Below are 19,644 nucleotides of genomic sequence, written 5' to 3' on the forward strand. Positions count from 1 at the left end.
AGGCCCCGAATGCCGCTGTGACTACATCCAAAGACGTCCCAGCAAATCTTGTCAGGGCCTGTGAAGGCACGAATGCCAGTGGCTGTACATCATGGTTATGCCGGTTCGATTCCGGCGATCAGTCACCTCATTTGTCGTGCCACCTTTTTTGCGGTTTCAGCGACGAATGCTGATGGAACTACATCCCAGATTCGTGATGCGGGTTCGAGTCCCGCCGGTGCCTGAAAAGGCGCCGTAGTTCAAAGGTCAGAACACGAGTGCACTGTTTCATCGACCCTTGTCGTCGCAGTTTTTTCTCCCGCCCGAGCGGGATGGCAGCGAATGCCACAGGTACTACATCGTGTCGCGGGTTCGAACCCCGCCAGCCGCAAGGCTGTAGCTCAGTCGGTAGAGCGCATGTGCCTGTTCTCTTGTCGCTGCCTGCAGGCCTGGCCTGCACCGATTGACCCGGCGAATGCCGGTGGAACTACAGGACAGCGTGGTCGCGGGTTCGATTCCCGCCAACCGCAAGGGGCTAGCTCAGTGGCAGAGCGCGCTGCATGTTCCGCCTTCACTGGTCGCCGTTTTATGCCGGACCACCGGCCACCGAACAAGGCTGGATTTTCAGCCACAGAAAAAAGAGTCAGGAACATGGAACACAAGACCTACCAACTGCTGGAAGTCGCCAACGGCAAGCCGATCAAGATGTGGACCGAGGGCGTGCCCGTGGAAAACGAAGCCCGCCAGCAATTGATGAACACCGCGAAGATGCCGTTCATCTTCAAGCACCTGGCGGTGATGCCGGATGTGCACCTGGGCAAGGGCTCGACCATCGGCAGCGTGATCCCCACCCTGGGCGCGATCATCCCGGCGGCGGTCGGGGTGGATATCGGCTGCGGCATGATCGCCGCCCGCACCTCGCTGACCGCAGCCGACCTGCCGGATAACCTGCACGGTTTGCGCAGCGCCATCGAACAGGCGGTGCCCCATGGCCGCACCTCGCCGCGCAGCGGCCGCGACAAGGGCGCCTGGGGCGACGTGCCGCGCCAGGCCGACCACGCCTGGGCGGCCTTGCAGCCACGCTTCAAGGCGATCACCGACAAGTACCCGGCGCTGGCCAACAGCAACAACCGCCAGCACCTGGGCACTCTCGGCGGCGGCAACCACTTCATCGAGGTCTGCCTGGATGAGGCCAACCGGGTCTGGTTCATGCTCCACAGCGGTTCCCGTGGCGTGGGCAACGCCATCGGCAACCTGTTCATCCACCTGGCCCAGGCGGACATGCGCCAGCACATCGCCAATCTGCCGGACCGCGACCTGGCCTACTTCGAGGAAGGCAGCCAGCACTTCGACGATTACGTCGAGGCCGTGGCCTGGGCCCAGGACTTCGCCCGGCACAACCGTGAACTGATGATGCAACTGGTGATCCAGGCCACCCGCAAGGTGATCAACAAGCCTTTCGAGGTGGCGCTGGAGGCCGTGAACTGCCACCACAACTACGTGCAGAAGGAGCGCCACTTCGGTGAAGAGGTGCTGGTGACCCGCAAGGGCGCGGTGTCGGCGCAGAAGGGCGAACTGGGGATCATCCCGGGATCGATGGGCGCCAAGAGCTTCATCGTTCGCGGGCTGGGTAACGAGGAAGCGTTCTGCTCCTGCAGCCACGGTGCCGGGCGCACCATGAGCCGCACCAAGGCCAAGAACACCTTCACCCTGGCCGACCAGATCCGCGCCACCGCCCATGTGGAATGCCGCAAGGACACCGCGGTGATCGATGAAATCCCGATGGCCTACAAGGACATCGACCACGTCATGCACGCCCAGCGCGAGCTGGTGGAAGTGCTGCACACCCTGCGTCAGGTGGTGTGCGTCAAGGGGTAGAACAATGCACGACATGGACGCAGTGATAGCGGCCCCGCCCGGCTGGCATGACCAGCTGAGCGACTACGAAGCCCGCCGGGTGCGGGAAGTGTTGGACACCCTGGACAGGCACAGCGCCTGGCTGGAACTGAGCCGCTTCGGCAATGGGTTCGTGCGGCAGGCGGCGGTGCGAGGGTTGTCCGCGCAGCCATCGGCCGAGGCTTTGGCCGCCTTGCTGGAACGCCTCAACGATTGGGTGCCCCAGGTTCGCCAGGAGGCGGCCGCGGCCGTCGAGGCGTATTGGGCGCCGGAGCACGCCGGGCTGCTGTTGCAGACCCTGGCACCGTTGCTGGCCCTTGCCAGCAAGCAGCGGGCCGACCACGGCGCGACTCTGGAGCGGGCCACCACGGTGTTGCAACTGGCCCAGGTGCGCGACGAAGTGCAAGGGGCCTTTGGCGATTGCCGGGGCAAGGCCGCGCGCTTTGTCTTCGAGCTGTTGCTCAAGGGCGTCGAGGACCGGCCGGCGCTGCTGGCCATGGCGTTGCGCCACCCCGAGGTCAGCGTGCGGCAGATGGCAGTGGATGCCTGCGCCGAACTGCCCGACGAGCAGGCGGTGCCTTTGCTGGAAGCGGTGATGCGCAGCTGTGGCGCCAGTGTGCGGGTCAAGGCGTTGCGGCTGCTGTTGTCACGCTTGGCCGATTGTCGCGGGTATCTGGCGCAAGCCCTGCTCGACCCTTCGGGGGCCTTGCGTTGCCTGGCCCATTGGGCCGCGCCACGCCATGGGCTGGACCCACGGCAAGTGCTGCTGGACCGGTTGCAGCAGCCGGCTCCGGGCAACAAGCGCCAGTGGCTGGGCCTGCTGGGGCTGGTCAAGGAACTGCGGGAGCCGCAGGCCGACGCCATGCTGCACCAAGCCCTGGCCTCCAAGGCGCTGACGGTGCGCCTGCTGGCCCTGCAAGCCCTCGGCGAACGTGGCCTGGCCCAGCAGCTGGCGGCCCTGGACGATCCGTCGGACAAGGTCTTCAACTGCGCCCTCGGCCTGCTGCGCGAGCAGCCCTGGGCGGCGTTCGAAGAGGCCCTGGAACAGCGTCTGGACCAGCACTGGCATGCGCTGCCGCAGGCGCGTCGCTGGGCCTTGCTGGGGCTCAAGCCGGGCTGGCGCCAGTTGCAATACCTGCTGTGTCGCCTGGATCGGGCGGGCAGCGAAGCTGCTTATTGGCGCGAGGCCCTGGCCCGTTGGTGCGATGCCCGCTACGCGATGTTCGACCCGGTAACCCCCAAGCCACTGCGAGAAGCACTGGCGCAGCGGTTGCAGGCGATGGAGGAGGCCGGTGAAGTGCCTCGCGGATCGCTCAAGCGCCTGTTGTGAATACCGATGTACAAGGCGATCAGGCCAGCGCTGAGGTGCTGGCGATCGTCGATTGAACAGGACAAGGAATCATGCAATTCAATGAACGCTACCCGCTGAGCAGCGCCATGCGCGAGCGGGTACTGGATGAGCTGGCGCGGATCGAGCGCGAGCGTAACGTGCAGGTGTTGTATGCCTGCGAATCGGGCAGCCGGGCCTGGGGTTTTGCCTCCACCGACAGCGATTACGATGTGCGGTTCGTCTATGTGGAGAAGCCCGAGTGGTTCATCCAGGTGGACACCGGGCGGGACGTGATCGAGCGGCCGCTGGACGACGAGCTGGACATCAGCGGCTGGGAATTGCGCAAGACCCTCGGGTTGCTGCGCAAGTCCAACCCGACCCTGCTGGAGTGGCTGGATTCGCCCCTGGTGTATCGCAGCGAGCCGGCGGCAACCGCGCGTCTGCGAGAGTTGGCGGAGGCCTTCTACAGTCCGCCGGCGGCCCGTAATCATTACCTGTCGATGGCCAGGAAGAACTTCCGTGGCTACCTGCAAGGCGACAGCGTGCGGTTCAAGAAGTACTTCTACGTGCTCCGGCCGTTGCTGGCGGTGCGCTGGATCGATCAGGGGCGCGGCCGACCACCGATGACCTTCGCCGAGCTGCTGGGCACCGTCGACCATCGGCCACTGCTGGACGAAGTGGATGAGTTGCTGGCCTTGAAACGCAGCGCCGACGAGGCCGCTTACGGGCCGCGGCGCCCGGCGCTGCACGCCTTTATCGCCGCCGAACTGGAGCGCCCGGTGCCCAAGCTGGCGCGCACCCATCAAGACAACGCTGTGCTGGACGCCTACTTGCGAGACAGCGTCCGGCGTTATGCCTGAGGAATATGATGAAACAGGATGTCATCGAACTGGACGGCGCCATCGGCGGCGGCCAGGTCCTGCGCAGTGCCCTGAGTCTGTCGATGCTCACCGGCAAGACCCTGCGCATCCACAATATACGGGCCCGGCGCAGTCGCCCGGGGTTGCTGCGCCAGCACCTGACCGCGGTGCTGGCGGCGGTGCAGGTCTGCGCGGCCAGGGTCTTGGGCGCCGAGCTGGGCTCCCGGGCGCTGACCTTCGAGCCGGGGCCGATTCGCGGTGGCGACTACCGTTTCGCCATCGGCACCGCCGGCAGCTGCGCCCTGGTGTTGCAGACCCTGCTGCCGGCCCTGTTGCAAGCCCCGGAGCCCAGTCGTGTGAGCATCAGCGGCGGCACCCACAACCCGCTGGCGCCGCCGGTGGATTTCCTCCAGCAGGCCTGGCTGCCGCAATTGCGGCGCATGGGTGGGCAGGTGGAGTTGCAGCTGCTGCGCCATGGCTTTGTTCCCGCCGGCGGTGGCGAACTGCAAGCCTTTATCCAGCCCTCGACCCTGCAACCCCTGCGCCTGGAACAGCGTGGCGAGCTGCTCGGGCGCCGGGCCTGGGCTCTGAGCGCCGGCCTGCCAGAGCATGTGGCGGAGCGCGAATTGCGCCGCGTCGGCACTCGCCTGGACCTGCCTCGGGAGCACCTGAGCCCGGTGCGCCTGGATGAGCAATGCGGCCCGGGCAACGTGTTGTTGCTGGAGTTTGTCTTCGAGCACCTGACCGAGCTGTTCAGCGGTTTTGGCCAGAGCAGCCTGCGGGCCGAAAGCGTGGCCGATCGGGCCATCGACCAGGCCCGCGAGTGGCTGGATTCCGGCGCGGCGGTGGCCGAGCACCTGGCCGATCAACTGTTGCTGCCCATGGCCCTGGCCGGCGGCGGGAGCTTCACCACCCCGCGCATGAGCGAACACCTGCAGAGCAATATCCGGGTGATCGAGGCGTTTTTACCGGTGCGTATCGACTGTTCGACGGGCGCTCACGGGGTGCTGCGCATCGAGGTTCTACCCCGCGCCAATGAGCGCAATGTCTGCGTTGCCGGACCTACTGAACACGAGAGTATTTGATGACTATCACGGAAGTCTTTTTGCAGAAGAAACTGCGCCTTACCGAACAGCTGCTGCAGGGGTTCGATATTGCCAATGATCTGGCGGTCTACGGTCAGAAAACCACGATCAAGGACGGGGTGTCGCATAGCTATTTCGATGCAAAAACCTATCACCCCTCGTTGGTCCGCAAGTCTCTGGACAGCCATGAGCATCTCTCGATGTTCCCCGTGGTCTTTGATTATCTGGACCTGATAGTCGACCAGCACTACGGGACGAGCGACAAGTTGTTCCGGGACAAGCTGAGTATTTTCCGGCGCCAGAATCGGCAGCCCGATCCGTTGCTCAGGCATATCGAGATCATGGTTTTCGATTACGCGATCACGGTGCGCAACAAGCTTGTCCATCACAAGACCCGATTTTCCGCGTGCGGCAAGTTTTTAGAAGTAAAAGGCGGCATGAGGCTGGAGATCGCGTGCTTCGGGATGCTCAACCGATTGATCCACTCCCTGGTGCGGCGTATGCGGGCTCCCCAGCCGATGAGCCTTTATCGGCGGGCGCTGCTGGTGAGTGCTTATCGCGCGGTGTTCGGGCATCTGGATCGCAGGCTTGATGGGTTGCTTGCCAAGGGGCCACGGTTACCTTCGATGAATATCACCTATTCTCGTTATCTGGTTGATATGGCCCAGGAGGAGGTGGCCGAGGACGTGGTGCTGTTCGATAAGCTGGCACGGTTTCCGGACCCTACCGGTTATCCCGATCGCCAAGCCTTCCTCAAGGCGCATCCGGACCCCGACCGCAAGATCATGTATGGCGGTTTCACCTATCGCCTGAGCTACCGTGGAAGCGTTCTGCGCGTGCCGGCCGAGGCTGTTCACCAGCATCCGACCTATCGCCTCGCGGACTTCCGGCACTGGAGTGAACAACCCACGTAAGCCACCCGTCAGATGTAAGGCCCAGTCAAGCGAGGGGATGGTCATGTATCAACTTTATGGGACACAAGGCTCCGGCTCGGCCATCGTCGAGATCGCCCTGGAGTGTTGCCAGGTGCCGTACCGCATCGTCGAAGCCTCGTCCTGGGCGCCGTCGCCCGGGGCCGACGAGCTGGCGCGGCTCAATCCGCTGAAACAGGTCCCGACCCTGCAACTGCCGGACGGCAGTGTCCTCACCGAGAGCGCGGCGATCCTGATCGAGCTGGGCTTGCGTTATCCGCGCTCGGCGCTGCTGCCCGAGGATGAGAGCGCCCGGGCGCAGGCGATTCGCGGGCTGGTGTTTATCGCCGCCAATTGCTACTCGGCGATCAGCGTGATCGATTACCCGGAACGCTGGCTGCAGGGCGCCGATGAAGCGCTGAGGGCGCGGGTACGGGACGCGGCCCATGAGCGCCTGCACCGCAACTGGGAGGTGTTCGCCGATCAGTTCGCCACACAGCTGTACGCCAGCGGTTCACCCCTGGCGGCCCTGGATTTCCAGGCGGCGGTGGTGTCGCGCTGGTGCGGCACGCGCGAGCATCTGCGGCGCGAACGCCCCGAGTGTTGTGATCTGCTGGAGCGCATCGACCGCCATCCGCAGGTGGCGCAGGTGCTGGAGCGGCATTGGCCGGACTGAATACGGCAGGGCGCGAGGCAGCAAAAGCCGTCGATGGTTGGGCGCGAGGCTTTTATACTCGCCGGCTTTCTTCAGGCTCATGTTTCATCGCCTATCGCTCATCTGCCCACTTTCAAGAGGAATGCCCCTTGGCCAACGAAACGGATCAGGATTTCTACAACCGCGCCGATGCCATCATCGAACTGGCAAACACCCATATCGGCGACAGCAGCCGCGGCAAGGCCAGTGCCTCGCTGATGTACGCCAACTCGCGTTTCGCCGCCTGGGTCAGCGCCTGCGGTTGCCGCAACGCCGAAGAACTGGCGGCGGCCAAGCAGCAGGCGGTGGATTATTTCGTCGAGGAATTCCGCCTGATGATGGAAGAGAACCTCACCGACTACATCGAGAATTTCTCGCGGTACATGAACCCCCAGCAAGACTGAATCCTTCCCCCCGACAGGCTTCACAGCCCAGCTGTGAAGCTGCCCCCGCACTCGACTCCTGGCTCTTCGGAGCATGGGCGCTCCGCGGTTTTTTATAGCCTCGTGGCGTCTGCATCTGGCCGTGCATAGCGCTTTGATCTGAGGGCGGCGGGGCCGCGGCAACCGTTGGTCCAGTTGTCTCCCGGGCGTCCCGGGAGCCGGCAATCGCTCGACTACACTGCGCCTGCGGCAGGCAATCCAGGGGTGTTGAATATCCCTCCGGGATGAGCACGGTCATGAGTTGCCAAGGCATTGCTGCGCCTGTGGTTACACCAGGGAACCTACCCAATCAGCAAGGAGTGCCAAACATGATCGTTCTTCCTCAACGTGTGATTGAAAACGGTACTGTCATCTCGCTACGCGGCGACTCGGGCAACTACATGTCGCGGATGGGCGCGACAGGGCTCGAACTGTCCAAGGGCGCCATCGACCAGTACTGCAAATTCAGGGTCACCCTGATCCAGATCGGCAACGACAAGAAGCTGGCATTGCAGGGCGACACCAACAAGTTCATGTCGCGGATGGGGGCGACGGGGCTTGAACTGTCCAAGGACAGCATCGATCAGTACTGCCAGTTCTCCTATGCCATCGACACCGCCAGCGGGCAGATTTCCCTGCGTGGCGACAACGGCAAGTGGATGTCGCGCATGGGCGAGACCGGGCTTGAACTGTCCAAGGACGGCATCGATCGCTACAGCCAGTTCCTGGTGGTGGTCGAGGGCTAGCGCCAGGCGGTACTCGGCGTCGGGGCAGGCTTCTTGATTGGCGTGGCCAGCACTCCAGCGGCTGGCCACGAAGTCCCGGCGTCGATCAAGGGGCGATGTCTGGAAGGGGGGACAGGCAGATCGTCCCCCGCTTACCTGTGACGTTGCGTCTCAGGCCCTTACAACCCCATCTCCAGTTCCAGCAGGTCCGCCAGCGGCTGGCGCCGGCGGATCAGTTTCACCTGGCCATCCTCGAACAGCACCTCCGGCAGCAGCGGCCGGCTGTTGTAGTTGGAGGACATGCTGGCGCCATAGGCTCCGGTGTCGTGGATCACCAGCAGGTCGCCGACCCGGGCCTGGGGCAGCAACTGCGGGGTCAGGCTTTCGTCGTCCTGGGTGAAGATATCGCCGGACTCGCACAGCGGGCCGCCGACCACAGTGGGCCGCAGTGGACGCTGCACCGCCTGGCCGTTGGCGTCGATCAGGCTCATGGCGTGATAGGCGCCGTACATGGCCGGGCGCATCAAGTCGTTGAAGCCGGTGTCGGCCAGCACGAAGTGATGATTGCCGGCGTCTTTCACCACCCGCACTTCGCTGACCAGGCAGCCGGCCTCGGCCACCAGGAAACGCCCGGGTTCGATTTCCATGCGCACGCCGTGGCCGAGCCAGGCTTCGATTTCCTCGCGGGCCTGGCGCCAGGCATTGGCATAGCGCCGCACGTCCACCGGCTCGTCGCCCGCGCGGTACGGGGTGGACAGGCCGCCGCCGATGGAGAAGGCCTCGATGTCGTGGTCCAGGGACTTGACCGCCGCCACCATGGCGGCGCCGACCTGTTCCAGGTGCCCGTAGTCCACGCCGGAGCCGATGTGCATGTGCAGGCCCACCAGCTTCAGGCCGTACTGGCGGATCACCGCGAGGGCTTCGCCGACCTGCTCGTGCCAGATGCCGTGCTTGCTGTTTTCACCGCCGGTGTTGGTCTTGCGGCTATGGCCGTGGCCGAAGCCCGGGTTGATCCGCAGCCACACGCGGTGGCCCGGGGATTTCTCACCAAGCTGGCGCAGCATGTCGATGGAACCGGCGTTGACCTCGATGTTCAGCTCCACCACCCGTTGCAGGGTGGCGGTGTCGAACAGGTCGCAGGTGAAGACGATGCCGGCCGGATCGCCTTGCGGGCTGAACCCGGCCAGCAAGGCCCGCTCGATTTCCCCCAGGGACACCGCGTCCACCCGCACCCCGGCCTCGCGGATCAGGCGCAGTACCTGCAGGTTGGAGCAGGCTTTCTGCGCGTAACGCACCACGTCGAAGGCCTTCAGTTGCTGGATGCGCACCTTGATGGTCCGCGCGTCATAGCACCACAACGGGGTGCCGTACTGGCGGGCGGCGGCGGTCAGTTGCTCGGGAGAAAAGGGAATGGCCATGGCAATCGTCTGTGGCGAGGAGGGAGGCCTGCATGATGCCGAGGGTGATGTATTCAATAAAATATCTATTCTTTGTATCTCGATTCAGTTTTGATATGGACTGTGTAAATCAACGTCTCAAACCAAGGAGCGAGCGGTGGACATTTCCCTGCGCCATATCGAGGTGTTCCGCGCCATCATGCAGGCCGGCAGCGTCACCGGCGCCGCGCGCCTGCTGTTCACCTCGCAACCCACGGTCAGCCGCGAGCTGGCGCGGCTGGAGAGCCTGTCCGGGCTGAGCCTGTTCGACCGCGAGGGCGGCCGCCTGCTGCCGACCGCCCAGGCCATGCTGTTGCTGGAAGAAGTGGAGCGCGCCTATGTCGGCCTGGAGCGGATCAACAGCGTGGCGCAATCGATCCGCCGCTTCGAGCACGGCCAATTGAGCCTGACCTGCCTGCCGCTGTTCTCCCAGACCCTGCTGCCGCGGGTGTGCAAGCACTTCCAGGAGCAACACGCCGGCATCGGCCTGAGCATCACCGCCCAGGAATCGCCCTTGCTCGAAGAGTCCCTCAGTGCCCAGCGCCACGACCTGGGCCTGACCGAAAGCGAGCACCTGCCACGGGGCACCCAGGGCGAACTGCTGTTTTGCGCCGACATGGTGTGCATCCTGCCGGAAGGGCACCCGTTGCTGGCCAAGCCGCTGCTGCACAGCGAAGACTTTCGCGGGGTGGATTTCATCAACCTGTCAGGCCTGGACATTTATCGTCAGACCCTCGACGAGCATTTTCGCCAGGCCGGCGTCGACCGCCGGGTGGTGATCGAGACCACCAATGCCGCCTCGGTCTGCGCCATGGTGCGCCAGCAGCTGGGGGTGGCGATCATCAACCCGCTGAGTGCCATGGAGGAGGCGGGCAGGGGCCTGGCGATCCGCCCGCTGCAGTTGTCGGTGCCGTACCGGGTCATGCTGATCCGCCCGGATTTCCGGCCGTCGTCGATTTTCGTCGAGGCCTTCTGCGCCTCCTTGAAACAGGAAGCCTCGGTGTTGGCCGCCGCTCTCGAGCGCCGGCTGCGACGGGAGTGAAGGCAGCAGGGCCGCCGTTGTGCGCCTAGGCTTGAAGCGACCGGTAGCGTTTGTACCCCTTGAGGACTGTCTGTCATGTCGGAACCTGCAATGAGCGACACCGGAAAGCCCCTGAGCCGCGGCATTCCGCGCACGGTCTGGGCGCTGGGATTCGTCAGCCTGTTCATGGACGTGTCGTCCGAGCTGGTGCACAGCCTGTTGCCGCTGTACATGGTCGGCACCCTGGGCATCAGCATGCTGGCGGTCGGCATCATCGAAGGGGTGGCGGAAGCCACGGCGCTGATCGTGAAAGTCTTTTCCGGCGCCCTCAGCGACTTTATCGGCCGGCGCAAGGAACTGCTGCTACTGGGTTACGGCCTGGCGGCGCTGACCAAACCGCTGTTCCCCCTGGCGAGCTCGGCGGAACTGGTGTTCAGCGCGCGCCTGCTGGACCGCATCGGCAAGGGCATTCGCGGCGCGCCACGGGATGCCCTGGTGGCGGACGTGGCCCCGGCACAAATTCGCGGCGCCTGTTTTGGCCTGCGCCAGTCGCTGGACACCGTGGGGGCGTTCCTCGGCCCGATCCTGGCCATCGGCCTGATGCTATGGCTGGCCAACGATATCGCCCAGGTTTTGTGGCTGGCGGTGATTCCCGCGGCGCTGGCCGTGGCCCTGTTGGTCTTCGCCATCCGCGAACCCGAGCACGCCCCTGGCAGCCGGCACTTCCAGTCGCCATTGCGGCTGGCCTCGCTGCGGCGGTTTTCCCGGCATTACTGGTGGGTGGTGGCCATCGGCGCGGCCTTCACCCTGGCCCGTTTCAGTGAGGCGTTCCTGGTGCTGCGGGCCCAGCAACTGGGCTTCTCCGCCGCCTGGGTGCCGCTGGTGATGGTGGTCATGGCCGGGTTCTACATGGTCTCGGCCTATCCGGTCGGCAAATGGTCGGACCGCATCAACCGCAGCGCCTTGCTCAGCGTCGGCCTGCTGTTGCTGATCCTCGCCGACCTGGTGCTGGCCTATGCCGAATCGGTGCCGCTGGTTCTGCTCGGCGTCGCCCTGTGGGGCCTGCACATGGGCTTCAGTCAGGGCATCCTCGCCACCCTGGTGGCCGACACCACGCCCGCCGACCTCAAGGGCACGGCCTTCGGTGTGTTCAACCTGTTGAGCGGAATGGCCCTGCTGCTGGCCAGCGTGATCGCCGGCTGGCTGTGGCAGGCCCATGGCGCGGCGCTGACGTTCTACGCTGGGGCCGGGTTTGCCGGCTTGTCGCTGCTGTTGCTGATGGGCAAGCCTAAGTCGCAGTGACAGCCTCAGGGGGGCAAGGCGCTAATGGCTCCCGCCGGGCTGATCGGCCGACAGGTTCCAGACAATCGAGCTGAGGATGCCCAGGTCGAGCAACAGGGCCTGTGAGCGCAGGACCTTGCGCAAGGATGGGTAGTCAGCCTTGGTCGCCTTGAAGCTGGACCTTTCCAGCACATGGATATGCCTGGTCACCACAGTGACGGCCAGGCTGGCCAGCTGTTTCTCAGTGTCGGGCACCGCGATATCCAACTCTTGCAAGCGCTTCTGGAAGGCGCTGATGGCGTCTTTTTCACTGTCATCCCGGGGCTGGTAGAGGATCTTCTGCTCGGGGGCGCTTGCAGTGACTTTCTTGTACAGGGCGACCGACTCGTTGAAGTGCTCCAGGGCCGCTGCCTTGGCCTCGGTGGCATGCAGGGTGTCCCGCAGTTCGAGGTACATCAGCATTTCGTGGAATTTCTGCAAGCCTCGGTGCAGCTCGGCGCCGGCGTTGGTCGAGAGTTTCTCGAGTCCTTTTCTGTCCGCGTCGAAGGAGGGGCCGGCACTGGCCTGGAGGCTGGCCAGCCCCGCCAGCACTATGCAAAAGCCGGTGTAGAGCAGGCATCTGATCGGGCGCATGTTCCGCTCCTCGTTATCGGGTCGATGAAGCAGGCGAAGGGCTGGGTGGCATACCGGGCTCTGCCCATGTGGGCTTGAGCGCTGTGATTCGGCTTCGACGGATAAGGCTCCACGCACCGGCCTGGACTGTTTCAGCCGTGAGTCAGTGGGCAGGAAGGCGTGGAAAACGAGTCTCGCCAGCCGCATGAGTTGAATGTAGCTGACGGATGGGTGGCTGCCAGCGGCCTCTGTGCGGCGTCTGCCGGGCCGCAAAATGAACCCGGCGCACCATGGGGTGCGCCGGGCGTATTGCCGGCCAACCGCCGGATGTCGTGGGTCCGAGGGCCGGCCGTGGTGCGCGGTAAGCGTTAGCGTTCGATGGCCAATGCCACGCCCTGGCCGCCGCCGATGCACAGGGTGGCCAGGCCTTTTTTGGCATCGCGCTTGAGCATTTCATGCAGCAGGGTCACCAGCACCCGGCAGCCCGAGGCGCCGATCGGGTGGCCGAGGGCGATGGCGCCGCCGTTGACGTTGACCTTGCTCGCGTCCCAGCCCAGCTCCTTGCCCACCGACAGCGCCTGGGCGGCGAAGGCTTCGTTGGCTTCGATCAGGTCCAGCTGCTCCAGGGACCAGCCGGCCTTGTCCAGGCAGCGGCGGGTGGCCGACACCGGGCCGATGCCCATGATCGCCGGGTCGACGCCGGCGTTGGCGTAGGCGGCGATCTTCGCCAGCACCGGCAGGCCCAGGGCCCGGGCTTTGGCGGCGCTCATCAGGATCACCGCGGCGGCGCCGTCGTTGAGCGACGAGGCGTTGCCGGCGGTGACCGTGCCGTCTTTCTTGAAGGCCGGCTTGAGCTTGCCCAGGGATTCGGCGGTGGTGCCGGCGCGCGGTTGTTCGTCGGTGGCGAAGGCCACGGGCTCGCCCTTGCGCTGGGGAATCAGGATCGGGGTGATCTCATCGACGAAACGTCCGCCTTCGATGGCGGCCACGGCCTTCTGCTGCGAGGCGGCGGCAAAGGCATCCTGGGCTTCGCGGCTGATGGCGTATTTGTCCACCAGGTTCTCGGCGGTGATGCCCATGTGGTAGTCGTTGAAGGCGTCCCACAGGCCGTCGCTGATCATGCTATCGACGATCTGGCTGTGGCCCATGCGCAGGCCGGTGCGGGCACCGGGCAGCACGTAATTGGCCAGGCTCATGTTCTCCTGGCCGCCGGCGATGATCACTTCGGCGTCGCCGCAGCGGATCGCCTGGGCGCCCAGGTGCAGGGCCTTGAGGCCGGAGCCGCAGACCTTGTTCAGGGTCAGCGCCGGCACGGCGTGGGGCAGGCCGGCCTTGATCGCGGCCTGGCGCGCGGGGTTCTGCCCGGCGCCGGCGGTGAGCACCTGGCCCATGATCACCTCATCGACCTGGGCGCCGTCCAGGCCGGTCTGGGCCAGCAGCTGGCGGATCACCGCGGCCCCCAGATCGACCGCGGGAATGTTCGCCAGCGAACCCTGGAAACTGCCGACCGCGGTGCGGGTGGCGGCAACGATTACGACGTCTTGCATGGTCTGGTTGCTCCTCAGGCGAACTGCATTTCAGGCACGTGGGCCGGCACGATCAGCTTGCCGGCGGTCTTGCTGACGATTTCCTCGACACTCACGCCGGGGGCGCGCTCCTTGAGGATGAACGCGCCGTTCTCGATCTCCAGGTAAGCCAGGTCGGTCAGCACGCGCTTGATGCAGTTGGCGCCGGTCAGCGGCAGGCTGCAGCGCGACAGCAGTTTCGACTCGCCGTCTTTCGAGGCGTGGGTCATGGTGACGATGATGTTGTCCGCGCCGGCCACCAGGTCCATGGCGCCGCCCATGCCCTTGACCAGCTTGCCGGGGATCATCCACGAGGCGATGTTGCCCTGCACGTCGACCTCGAAGGCGCCGAGCACGGTGAGGTCGATATGGCCGCCACGGATCATCGCGAAGGATTCGGCGGAAGAGAAAATCGACGCGCCGATGCGCGCGGTGACGGTCTGTTTGCCGGCGTTGATCATGTCGGCGTCGACTTCGTCGTCGGTGGGGAAGGCGCCCATGCCGAGCAGGCCGTTTTCCGATTGCAGCATCACTTCCATGCCGTCGGGGATGTAGTTGGCCACCAGGGTCGGGATACCGATGCCGAGGTTCACGTAGAAACCGTCCTGCAGTTCGCGGGCGACGCGTTGAGCCATTTGTTCGCGGGTAAGAGCCATTTTTTATTCTCCGTCAGTCGTTGGGCGGGCGATTACTTGCGCACGGTGCGCTGTTCGATGCGTTTTTCGAACGTGCCGCAAATGATCCGGTCGACGTAGATGCCGGGGGTGTGGATTTGCGTCGGGTCCAGCTCGCCCGGCTCGACGATCTCTTCGACCTCGACCACGGTGATCTTGCCGGCGGTGGCGGCCAGCGGGTTGAAGTTCTGCGCGGTGTGGCGGTAGACCACGTTGCCGAAGTGGTCGGCTTTCCAGCCTTTGACGATGGCGAAGTCGCCGGTGATGGACTCTTCCATCAGGTAGGCGCGGCCATTGAATTCACGGGTTTCCTTGCCGTCGGCGACCGGGGTGCCGACGCCGGTGGCGGTGAAGAAGGCCGGGATGCCGGCGCCACCGGCGCGCATTTTCTCGGCCAGGGTGCCTTGCGGGGTCAGCACCACTTCGATTTCGCCGCTCAGCAGCTGCTTCTCGAACAGGGCGTTTTCACCGACGTAGGAGGCCACCACCTTGCTGATCTGCCGGTCTTCCAGCAGCACGCCGAGGCCGAAGCCGTCGACGCCGCAGTTGTTGGAGACCACGGTCAGGTCGCGGGTGCCGCGACGCTTGATCTCGGCGATCAGGTTTTCCGGAATGCCGCACAGGCCGAAGCCGCCGGAGATCACGGTCATGCCGTCCTTGAGACCTTCGAGGGCTTCCTCATAGGACGCTACGCGCTTGTCGAAACCTGCCATCTGCACATCCTCTTGTTATTGGTATTTGCGTTGCCAGCCGGCTGGCTGGCCGTATGAAGAGAGTGAGCCGCAGTGTTGCGCCGAGGTATTCATTTGTTAAGTTTATTTTTAAGGTTGATTGATTTATAAAACAGGATAATTGGCTGCAAGCCACAAGCCACAAGCCACAAGCCACAAGCCGCTTCTAGCTTCTAGCTTGCAGCTTGCAGCTTGCAGCTTGCAGCTGCCTCTCTCTTGGAGCTTCCAATGACCGTCAAACAGATCCGCGCCTTTCTGGCCGTGGCCCAGAGCCTGAGTTTTGCCGTGGCCTGCGAACGCCTGCACCTGTCGCAGTCGGCCCTGAGCCTGACCATCAAGGCCCTGGAGGACGGCCTCGGCGGGCGCCTGTTCAGCCGCAATACGCGCAACGTCGCCCTGACCCCGGAAGGCGAGGCGCTGGTGCCCCTGGCGCGGCGCCTGATCGCCGACTGGGACAACGCCGAGGACGAACTGCGCCAGCGCTTCACCCTGCAGCGCGGGCGGGTGACCCTGGCGGCCATGCCGTCCTTTGCCGGCAACCTGCTGCCGCCGATTCTCAAGACCTTTCGCGCGCGTTACCCGCAGGTCAACGTCACGGTCAACGACGTGATCAACGAGCAGGTGCTGGAGATGGTCCGCGACCGCCAGGTGGAATTGGGGGTGGCCTTCGAGCCGCAGCAAAGCGCGTCGCTGCAATTCACCCCGCTGTACATCGACCGTTTCGTCGCCGTGGTGCCCAGCGATTCGCCCCTGGCCGACCTGAAGGACATCGACTGGCAATCGCTGCTGGAACAGCCCTTCATTACCCTGCAACGGCCGTCCACGGTGCGGGTGATGCTCGAAGAGCACCTGCGGGCGCGGGAGATGAAACTGCCGGTGGAATTCGAAAGCCATCAACTGGCGACGGTGGGGCGCATGGTTGCCAGCGGCCTCGGTGTGAGCGCGGTGCCGGCCCTGTGCGCCGGACAGATGCGCGAGCTGGGCGCGCGCTGCATCACCCTGCGCGACCCGGTGGTGGAACGCGCCATCGGCGTGCTGACCAACCCCGGGCATGAACTGTCCAGCGCGGCCCAGGCGCTGTTCGACATTCTGCGCGGGGCCGGTCTGGCCGAGCGCCTGTCGGGGGTTGCCTAGGAGGTCAGGCGCTCGGCCAGCAGCGGCAACAGTTGCTCGCAGGAGGCGGCGATCTTCAGGTCCAGCAGCTCGTCGGCGCGGGTCTTGCCGAAGTTGATGGCGATCAGCGGCTTGCCCTGGTCGGCCATGACCTTGCACAGGCGAAAGGCCGAATAGGCCATCAGCGACGAACCGACCACCAGCAGGCCGGCGGCCTGCTCGATGCTGTGCATGGCCTTGGCCGCGGTGGCCTGGGCCATGTTTTCGCCGAAGAACACCACATCCGGTTTCAGCCGCTCGCCATCGCAATGAGGGCAGCGGGGCACCTGGAAACGTTCCTCGAACACCGGGTCGAGCAGGGTGTCGCCGTCGGGCGCCTGCACCGCGTCGATGCCGGCCAGGTAGGGATTGTGCAGTTCCAGCAATTGCTGGATCGCCTGTCGATCGCTGCGTTGGTTGCAATCCAGGCAGACCACCCGGTGCAGGTTGCCGTGCAGCTCGATCACGTCGCGGCTGCCGGCCTGGTCGTGCAGGGTGTCGACGTTCTGGGTGATCAAACCGGCGATTTTCTGTCGCGCCTGTAAATGCGCCAGGGCCTCGTGGGCCGCGTTCGGCCGGGCCTGGCGGATCCGCGGCCAGCCGAGCATGGCCCGCGCCCAGTAGCGGCGCCGGGCCTTGGGTTCGGCCAGGAACTCCTGGTACATCATCGGTTGCTGGCCGCGCCGCACGCCGTCGTTGTCGCGGTAGTCGGGAATCCCCGAAGGGGTGCTTATGCCGGCGCCAGTGAGAACCATGAAGGGGCGCTCGGCCATCAGTCGCTGCAGCTGCTCCAGAGGGGTGTCCAGGGGGTCGGTCATGTGCGTCCTCGTACTCCGGCGGTGGCGCTGCGGACCGCAGCGAGGCCATACCTTGTGCCTGACGAGGAGTTTAGACAAGGGCGCGGGAACTGGACGGTGGTGCTGCCGTCCAGCGTCCCGGGGAGGCGATTCAGGAGGCGTGCGGGTTGTCGTCCTGGGGTTCTTCGCTGTCTTGCTCTTGCCCCGGCAGTTCGGTGATCACGCTGAAGTCACTGACTTCCACCGCGCCCAGGCCGTAGCCCAGGAGGTGGAAGGAGAAGGCCTTGCGCGATTCCGGGTTGGCGAAGCTGAAGTCCATTTCCAGCGGCTGGTCGGGGGTGACCAGCATCTCTTCCGGCAGGCCCAGGGCCACGTCCTGCTCGCGCTCCTTGCCCTTGAGCAGGATGTAGGCGTTCTGCTGCGGGTCGGCCGAGCGCACGGTGAAGCGCACGCGGGTCAGCGAACCCTTGGGCATTTCCAGGTACTGCGCGCCGATCAGGTTGTCGGCCCAGTCATCCTTGATCTGCGCCTGCAGCGGGATGATCGCCGGGCTGCCGAACTGGTAGCGCAGGTTCAGCGGCGATTGCAGCAGGGTGCGGTCCAGGCCTTCGGCCCGGGCGCTGATCTGGCGCGCCCGCAGGCCGCCGTACTGGCCCTTGAAGGTGGCGCTGTCGGCGATGAAGCCCGTGCTTGAGTAGTAGCGGCAACGCTGCTGGAAATCGCACTCGGTCAGGGTGCCCTGGCCATCGTGATAACGCAGCTTGCCGTTGGTGTAGGACATGATCTCCCGGCCCAGGGCGTAGTCGCGAAATAGCGAGCGACCGCTGAGGCTGTCCGGCACCTGGAAGCCGAAATAGTCGAGCACCGAGGCGCTCAGGTCGACATGGCCGTAGGTCCCGGACTTGAGCCTGGGCAACTGCGCCTGCTCCGGGGCGAGCATCAGGTTGAAGCCCCAGGACGAGGCCAGGCGTACGCCATCGATGCCGTGGGACTCGTCCGAGGTGATCACCACCAGGGTGTCCTTGAGCACGCCCTGGCGCTCCAGCTGGTCCATGAACTCACCGATGGCATCGTCCAGGTAGGCCACCGCGGCCTGCTTGGGCGTGTCGAAGCGGTTGAGGTAGTCCTCCGGCGCGGAGTAGGGCTGGTGGGTGCCGACGGTCAGCAGGGTGAGCATCCACGGCTGCTTCTGCTTTTTCAGCTGGCCGACATAGTCCAGCGCGCCTTCGAAGAAAGCCTTGTCGTCCTTGCCCCAGGGGAAGTCCAGGTAGTTGGCGTTGCTGAACCACTCCAGGCCGTGGGTCGAGTCGAAGCCTATGTGCGGCATGATCTTGTCTTTGGCCATGAAACGTAGGCCGGCGCCTTGCAGGTAATGGGTGTTGAAACCCTGCTTGCGCAACTGCGCCGGCAGGCAGGCCTGGTTGCGCTGGCTCTGGGTCAGCAGCTCGATGCCCTTGGGCGTACCGTTGTCGAGCTTGTCGTAGTCGCCGCAGAGCATGGCGTACAGGCCGCGGATGGTCTGGTGGCTGTGCAGTACGTAGTCCGGGGTGTTCATGCCGCGTTCGGCCCAGGCGCTGAGCTTGGGCATCAGGTTGTCCTGGTAGCGGCTGTGCAGGGCCTCGCGGTTGGTCTTGATATAGGCCCCGGGAATGCCTTCCAGGGCGATCACCAGCACGTTGCGCGCCTGGCCCGGGGCGGCCAGCAGTGGCTCGCCGTCGAGGTCGAGCTGGGTCAGGCCGGCCATCTGCACCGGCAGTTCGGGCACATCGCCTTCCAGCCATTGCTCCAGCTGTACCTGGCCCTGGCCGGCGGCGGCCGCGAGCAACTGGTGCGGCAGGTTGAACAGGCGCCATTGATCGGCTTCGCTGGGGTTCAGGTATTGCACGCCGCCATGGGCCAGCCACAGCAGCGCCGGGGCGGTCCAGGCATGGCGCGGCAAGCGCGGGGCGCGGGTGCCGCGGGCCGCCCATTGCACGCCCAGCCACAACGCCAGCCCGGACAGCAACGCCGCCGCCAGCCAGGGATGAGCCAGGCCGCCACCGGTGGAGTTGCCGACGAACTGCGGGTCGAACAGGTAATGCAGGTCGGAGGCATTGGGCAGGCGGCCCACGGCGCTGACCAGCTCGGCGCTGGCGATGCTCAGCAGGCTCCACACCAGCAGCACCGGCAGGGCCAGCCACCAGGGCCGGCGGTACAGCAGCAGGGTCAACAGGCCCGCGGTGCCCAGGTCGGAGAGATAGCCCAGGGGATCGGACCAGCCGAGCAGCGCGCGCGCCACCAGGGGCACGAGCAGCACCAGGCTCAGCAGTGCGCCGAGGGGGGCCAGGGGATGATGGAAAACACGCCGGATGAAATTCACGAAAAACCTGCCAGTCATTAAATCTTCACGCAAATGTGCGCCATGGTAACAACAGCCGGCGGCAAGACGTTTCTTATTCGAGAAGGAAATAAGCTCCCGGGTCGCTGGCGAAAC

18 protein-coding genes and 1 tRNA gene are annotated in these 19,644 nt (G+C 65.0%); 12 read left to right on the plus strand and 7 right to left on the minus strand.

Annotated elements, in window-relative coordinates; all coding sequences use genetic code 11:
* The first annotated feature begins 369 nt into the window (after positions 1–369).
* The 9 genes from AC3RCP_RS11970 to AC3RCP_RS12010 all read left to right on the plus strand — a co-directional run bounded on the left by AC3RCP_RS11970 (position 370) and on the right by AC3RCP_RS12010 (position 7,923).
* Positions 370–506 (plus strand) — tRNA-OTHER (locus AC3RCP_RS11970).
* A 124-nt stretch (positions 507–630) separates the two neighbouring features.
* The gene (locus tag AC3RCP_RS11975) at positions 631–1,857 is read left to right on the plus strand and encodes an RtcB family protein (protein ID WP_492571538.1); all 1,227 of its coding nucleotides are present in this window, start codon (positions 631–633) and stop codon (positions 1,855–1,857) included.
* 4 nt (positions 1,858–1,861) lie between these two features.
* Positions 1,862–3,205, plus strand: coding sequence for a HEAT repeat domain-containing protein (locus AC3RCP_RS11980; protein WP_492571539.1), 1,344 nt, complete (start codon positions 1,862–1,864; stop codon positions 3,203–3,205).
* Between the two features lie 71 nt (positions 3,206–3,276).
* Positions 3,277–4,065 carry a nucleotidyltransferase domain-containing protein gene (locus AC3RCP_RS11985; RefSeq protein ID WP_492571540.1) on the plus strand — a complete coding sequence of 263 codons (789 nt, stop codon included), beginning with the start codon at positions 3,277–3,279 and terminating at the stop codon, positions 4,063–4,065.
* Between the two features lie 8 nt (positions 4,066–4,073).
* Positions 4,074–5,150 carry an RNA 3'-terminal phosphate cyclase gene (rtcA, locus tag AC3RCP_RS11990; RefSeq protein ID WP_492571541.1) on the plus strand — a complete coding sequence of 359 codons (1,077 nt, stop codon included), beginning with the start codon at positions 4,074–4,076 and terminating at the stop codon, positions 5,148–5,150.
* Complete coding sequence (locus tag AC3RCP_RS11995) at positions 5,150–6,064, plus strand: hypothetical protein (RefSeq protein WP_492571542.1); 915 nt, start codon at positions 5,150–5,152, stop codon at positions 6,062–6,064. The genes rtcA and AC3RCP_RS11995 overlap by 1 nt, the downstream gene beginning before the upstream one ends.
* A gap of 43 nt (positions 6,065–6,107) precedes the next feature.
* On the plus strand, positions 6,108–6,737 hold the full coding sequence (locus tag AC3RCP_RS12000) for a glutathione S-transferase family protein (RefSeq protein WP_053260614.1): 630 nt from the start codon (positions 6,108–6,110) through the stop codon (positions 6,735–6,737).
* Positions 6,738–6,865: 128 nt separating this feature from the next.
* Complete coding sequence (locus tag AC3RCP_RS12005) at positions 6,866–7,159, plus strand: DUF3144 domain-containing protein (protein ID WP_007932658.1); 294 nt, start codon at positions 6,866–6,868, stop codon at positions 7,157–7,159.
* A gap of 347 nt (positions 7,160–7,506) precedes the next feature.
* The gene (locus tag AC3RCP_RS12010) at positions 7,507–7,923 is read left to right on the plus strand and encodes a fascin domain-containing protein (protein WP_007932660.1); all 417 of its coding nucleotides are present in this window, start codon (positions 7,507–7,509) and stop codon (positions 7,921–7,923) included.
* A 158-nt stretch (positions 7,924–8,081) separates the two neighbouring features.
* Here the strand turns inward: AC3RCP_RS12010 and lysA are convergent, their stop codons facing one another.
* On the minus strand, positions 8,082–9,320 hold the full coding sequence (lysA, locus tag AC3RCP_RS12015) for a diaminopimelate decarboxylase (RefSeq protein ID WP_274336255.1): 1,239 nt from the start codon (positions 9,318–9,320) through the stop codon (positions 8,082–8,084).
* 136 nt (positions 9,321–9,456) lie between these two features.
* On the opposite strand from lysA, the gene AC3RCP_RS12020 reads away from it, so the two are divergent.
* Positions 9,457–10,380 carry a LysR family transcriptional regulator gene (locus AC3RCP_RS12020; protein ID WP_007932667.1) on the plus strand — a complete coding sequence of 308 codons (924 nt, stop codon included), beginning with the start codon at positions 9,457–9,459 and terminating at the stop codon, positions 10,378–10,380.
* Between the two features lie 90 nt (positions 10,381–10,470).
* Positions 10,471–11,661, plus strand: coding sequence for an MFS transporter (locus AC3RCP_RS12025; protein ID WP_371860884.1), 1,191 nt, complete (start codon positions 10,471–10,473; stop codon positions 11,659–11,661).
* Between the two features lie 21 nt (positions 11,662–11,682).
* Here AC3RCP_RS12025 and AC3RCP_RS12030 read toward each other — a convergent pair whose 3' ends face one another.
* From AC3RCP_RS12030 to AC3RCP_RS12045, 4 genes are all read right to left on the minus strand, one after another.
* Complete coding sequence (locus AC3RCP_RS12030; protein ID WP_492571543.1) at positions 11,683–12,273, minus strand: hypothetical protein; 591 nt, start codon at positions 12,271–12,273, stop codon at positions 11,683–11,685.
* Positions 12,274–12,620: 347 nt separating this feature from the next.
* Complete coding sequence (locus tag AC3RCP_RS12035) at positions 12,621–13,799, minus strand: acetyl-CoA C-acetyltransferase (protein WP_007924669.1); 1,179 nt, start codon at positions 13,797–13,799, stop codon at positions 12,621–12,623.
* 14 nt (positions 13,800–13,813) lie between these two features.
* On the minus strand, positions 13,814–14,473 hold the full coding sequence (locus AC3RCP_RS12040) for a CoA transferase subunit B (protein ID WP_007920581.1): 660 nt from the start codon (positions 14,471–14,473) through the stop codon (positions 13,814–13,816).
* 32 nt (positions 14,474–14,505) lie between these two features.
* Positions 14,506–15,204, minus strand: a complete 699-nt coding sequence (locus tag AC3RCP_RS12045; RefSeq protein ID WP_007920583.1) for a CoA transferase subunit A — start codon at positions 15,202–15,204, stop codon at positions 14,506–14,508.
* A 246-nt stretch (positions 15,205–15,450) separates the two neighbouring features.
* On the opposite strand from AC3RCP_RS12045, the gene AC3RCP_RS12050 reads away from it, so the two are divergent.
* Positions 15,451–16,356: a LysR family transcriptional regulator gene (locus tag AC3RCP_RS12050; protein ID WP_101337456.1), complete on the plus strand. Its 906-nt coding sequence runs from the start codon at positions 15,451–15,453 to the stop codon at positions 16,354–16,356.
* Here the strand turns inward: AC3RCP_RS12050 and AC3RCP_RS12055 are convergent.
* Positions 16,353–17,192 (minus strand): NAD-dependent protein deacetylase, encoded by an 840-nt coding sequence (locus AC3RCP_RS12055; RefSeq protein WP_492571544.1) that lies wholly within the window; start codon positions 17,190–17,192, stop codon positions 16,353–16,355. The two genes, AC3RCP_RS12050 and AC3RCP_RS12055, sit on opposite strands and share 4 nt — an antisense overlap.
* Before the next feature lie 130 nt (positions 17,193–17,322).
* Complete coding sequence (locus AC3RCP_RS12060) at positions 17,323–19,548, minus strand: LTA synthase family protein (RefSeq protein WP_492571545.1); 2,226 nt, start codon at positions 19,546–19,548, stop codon at positions 17,323–17,325.
* Between the last annotated feature and the right edge of the window lie 96 nt (positions 19,549–19,644).

The sequence above is a fragment of the Pseudomonas sp. GW822-FHT05A08 genome, from assembly GCF_058800485.1.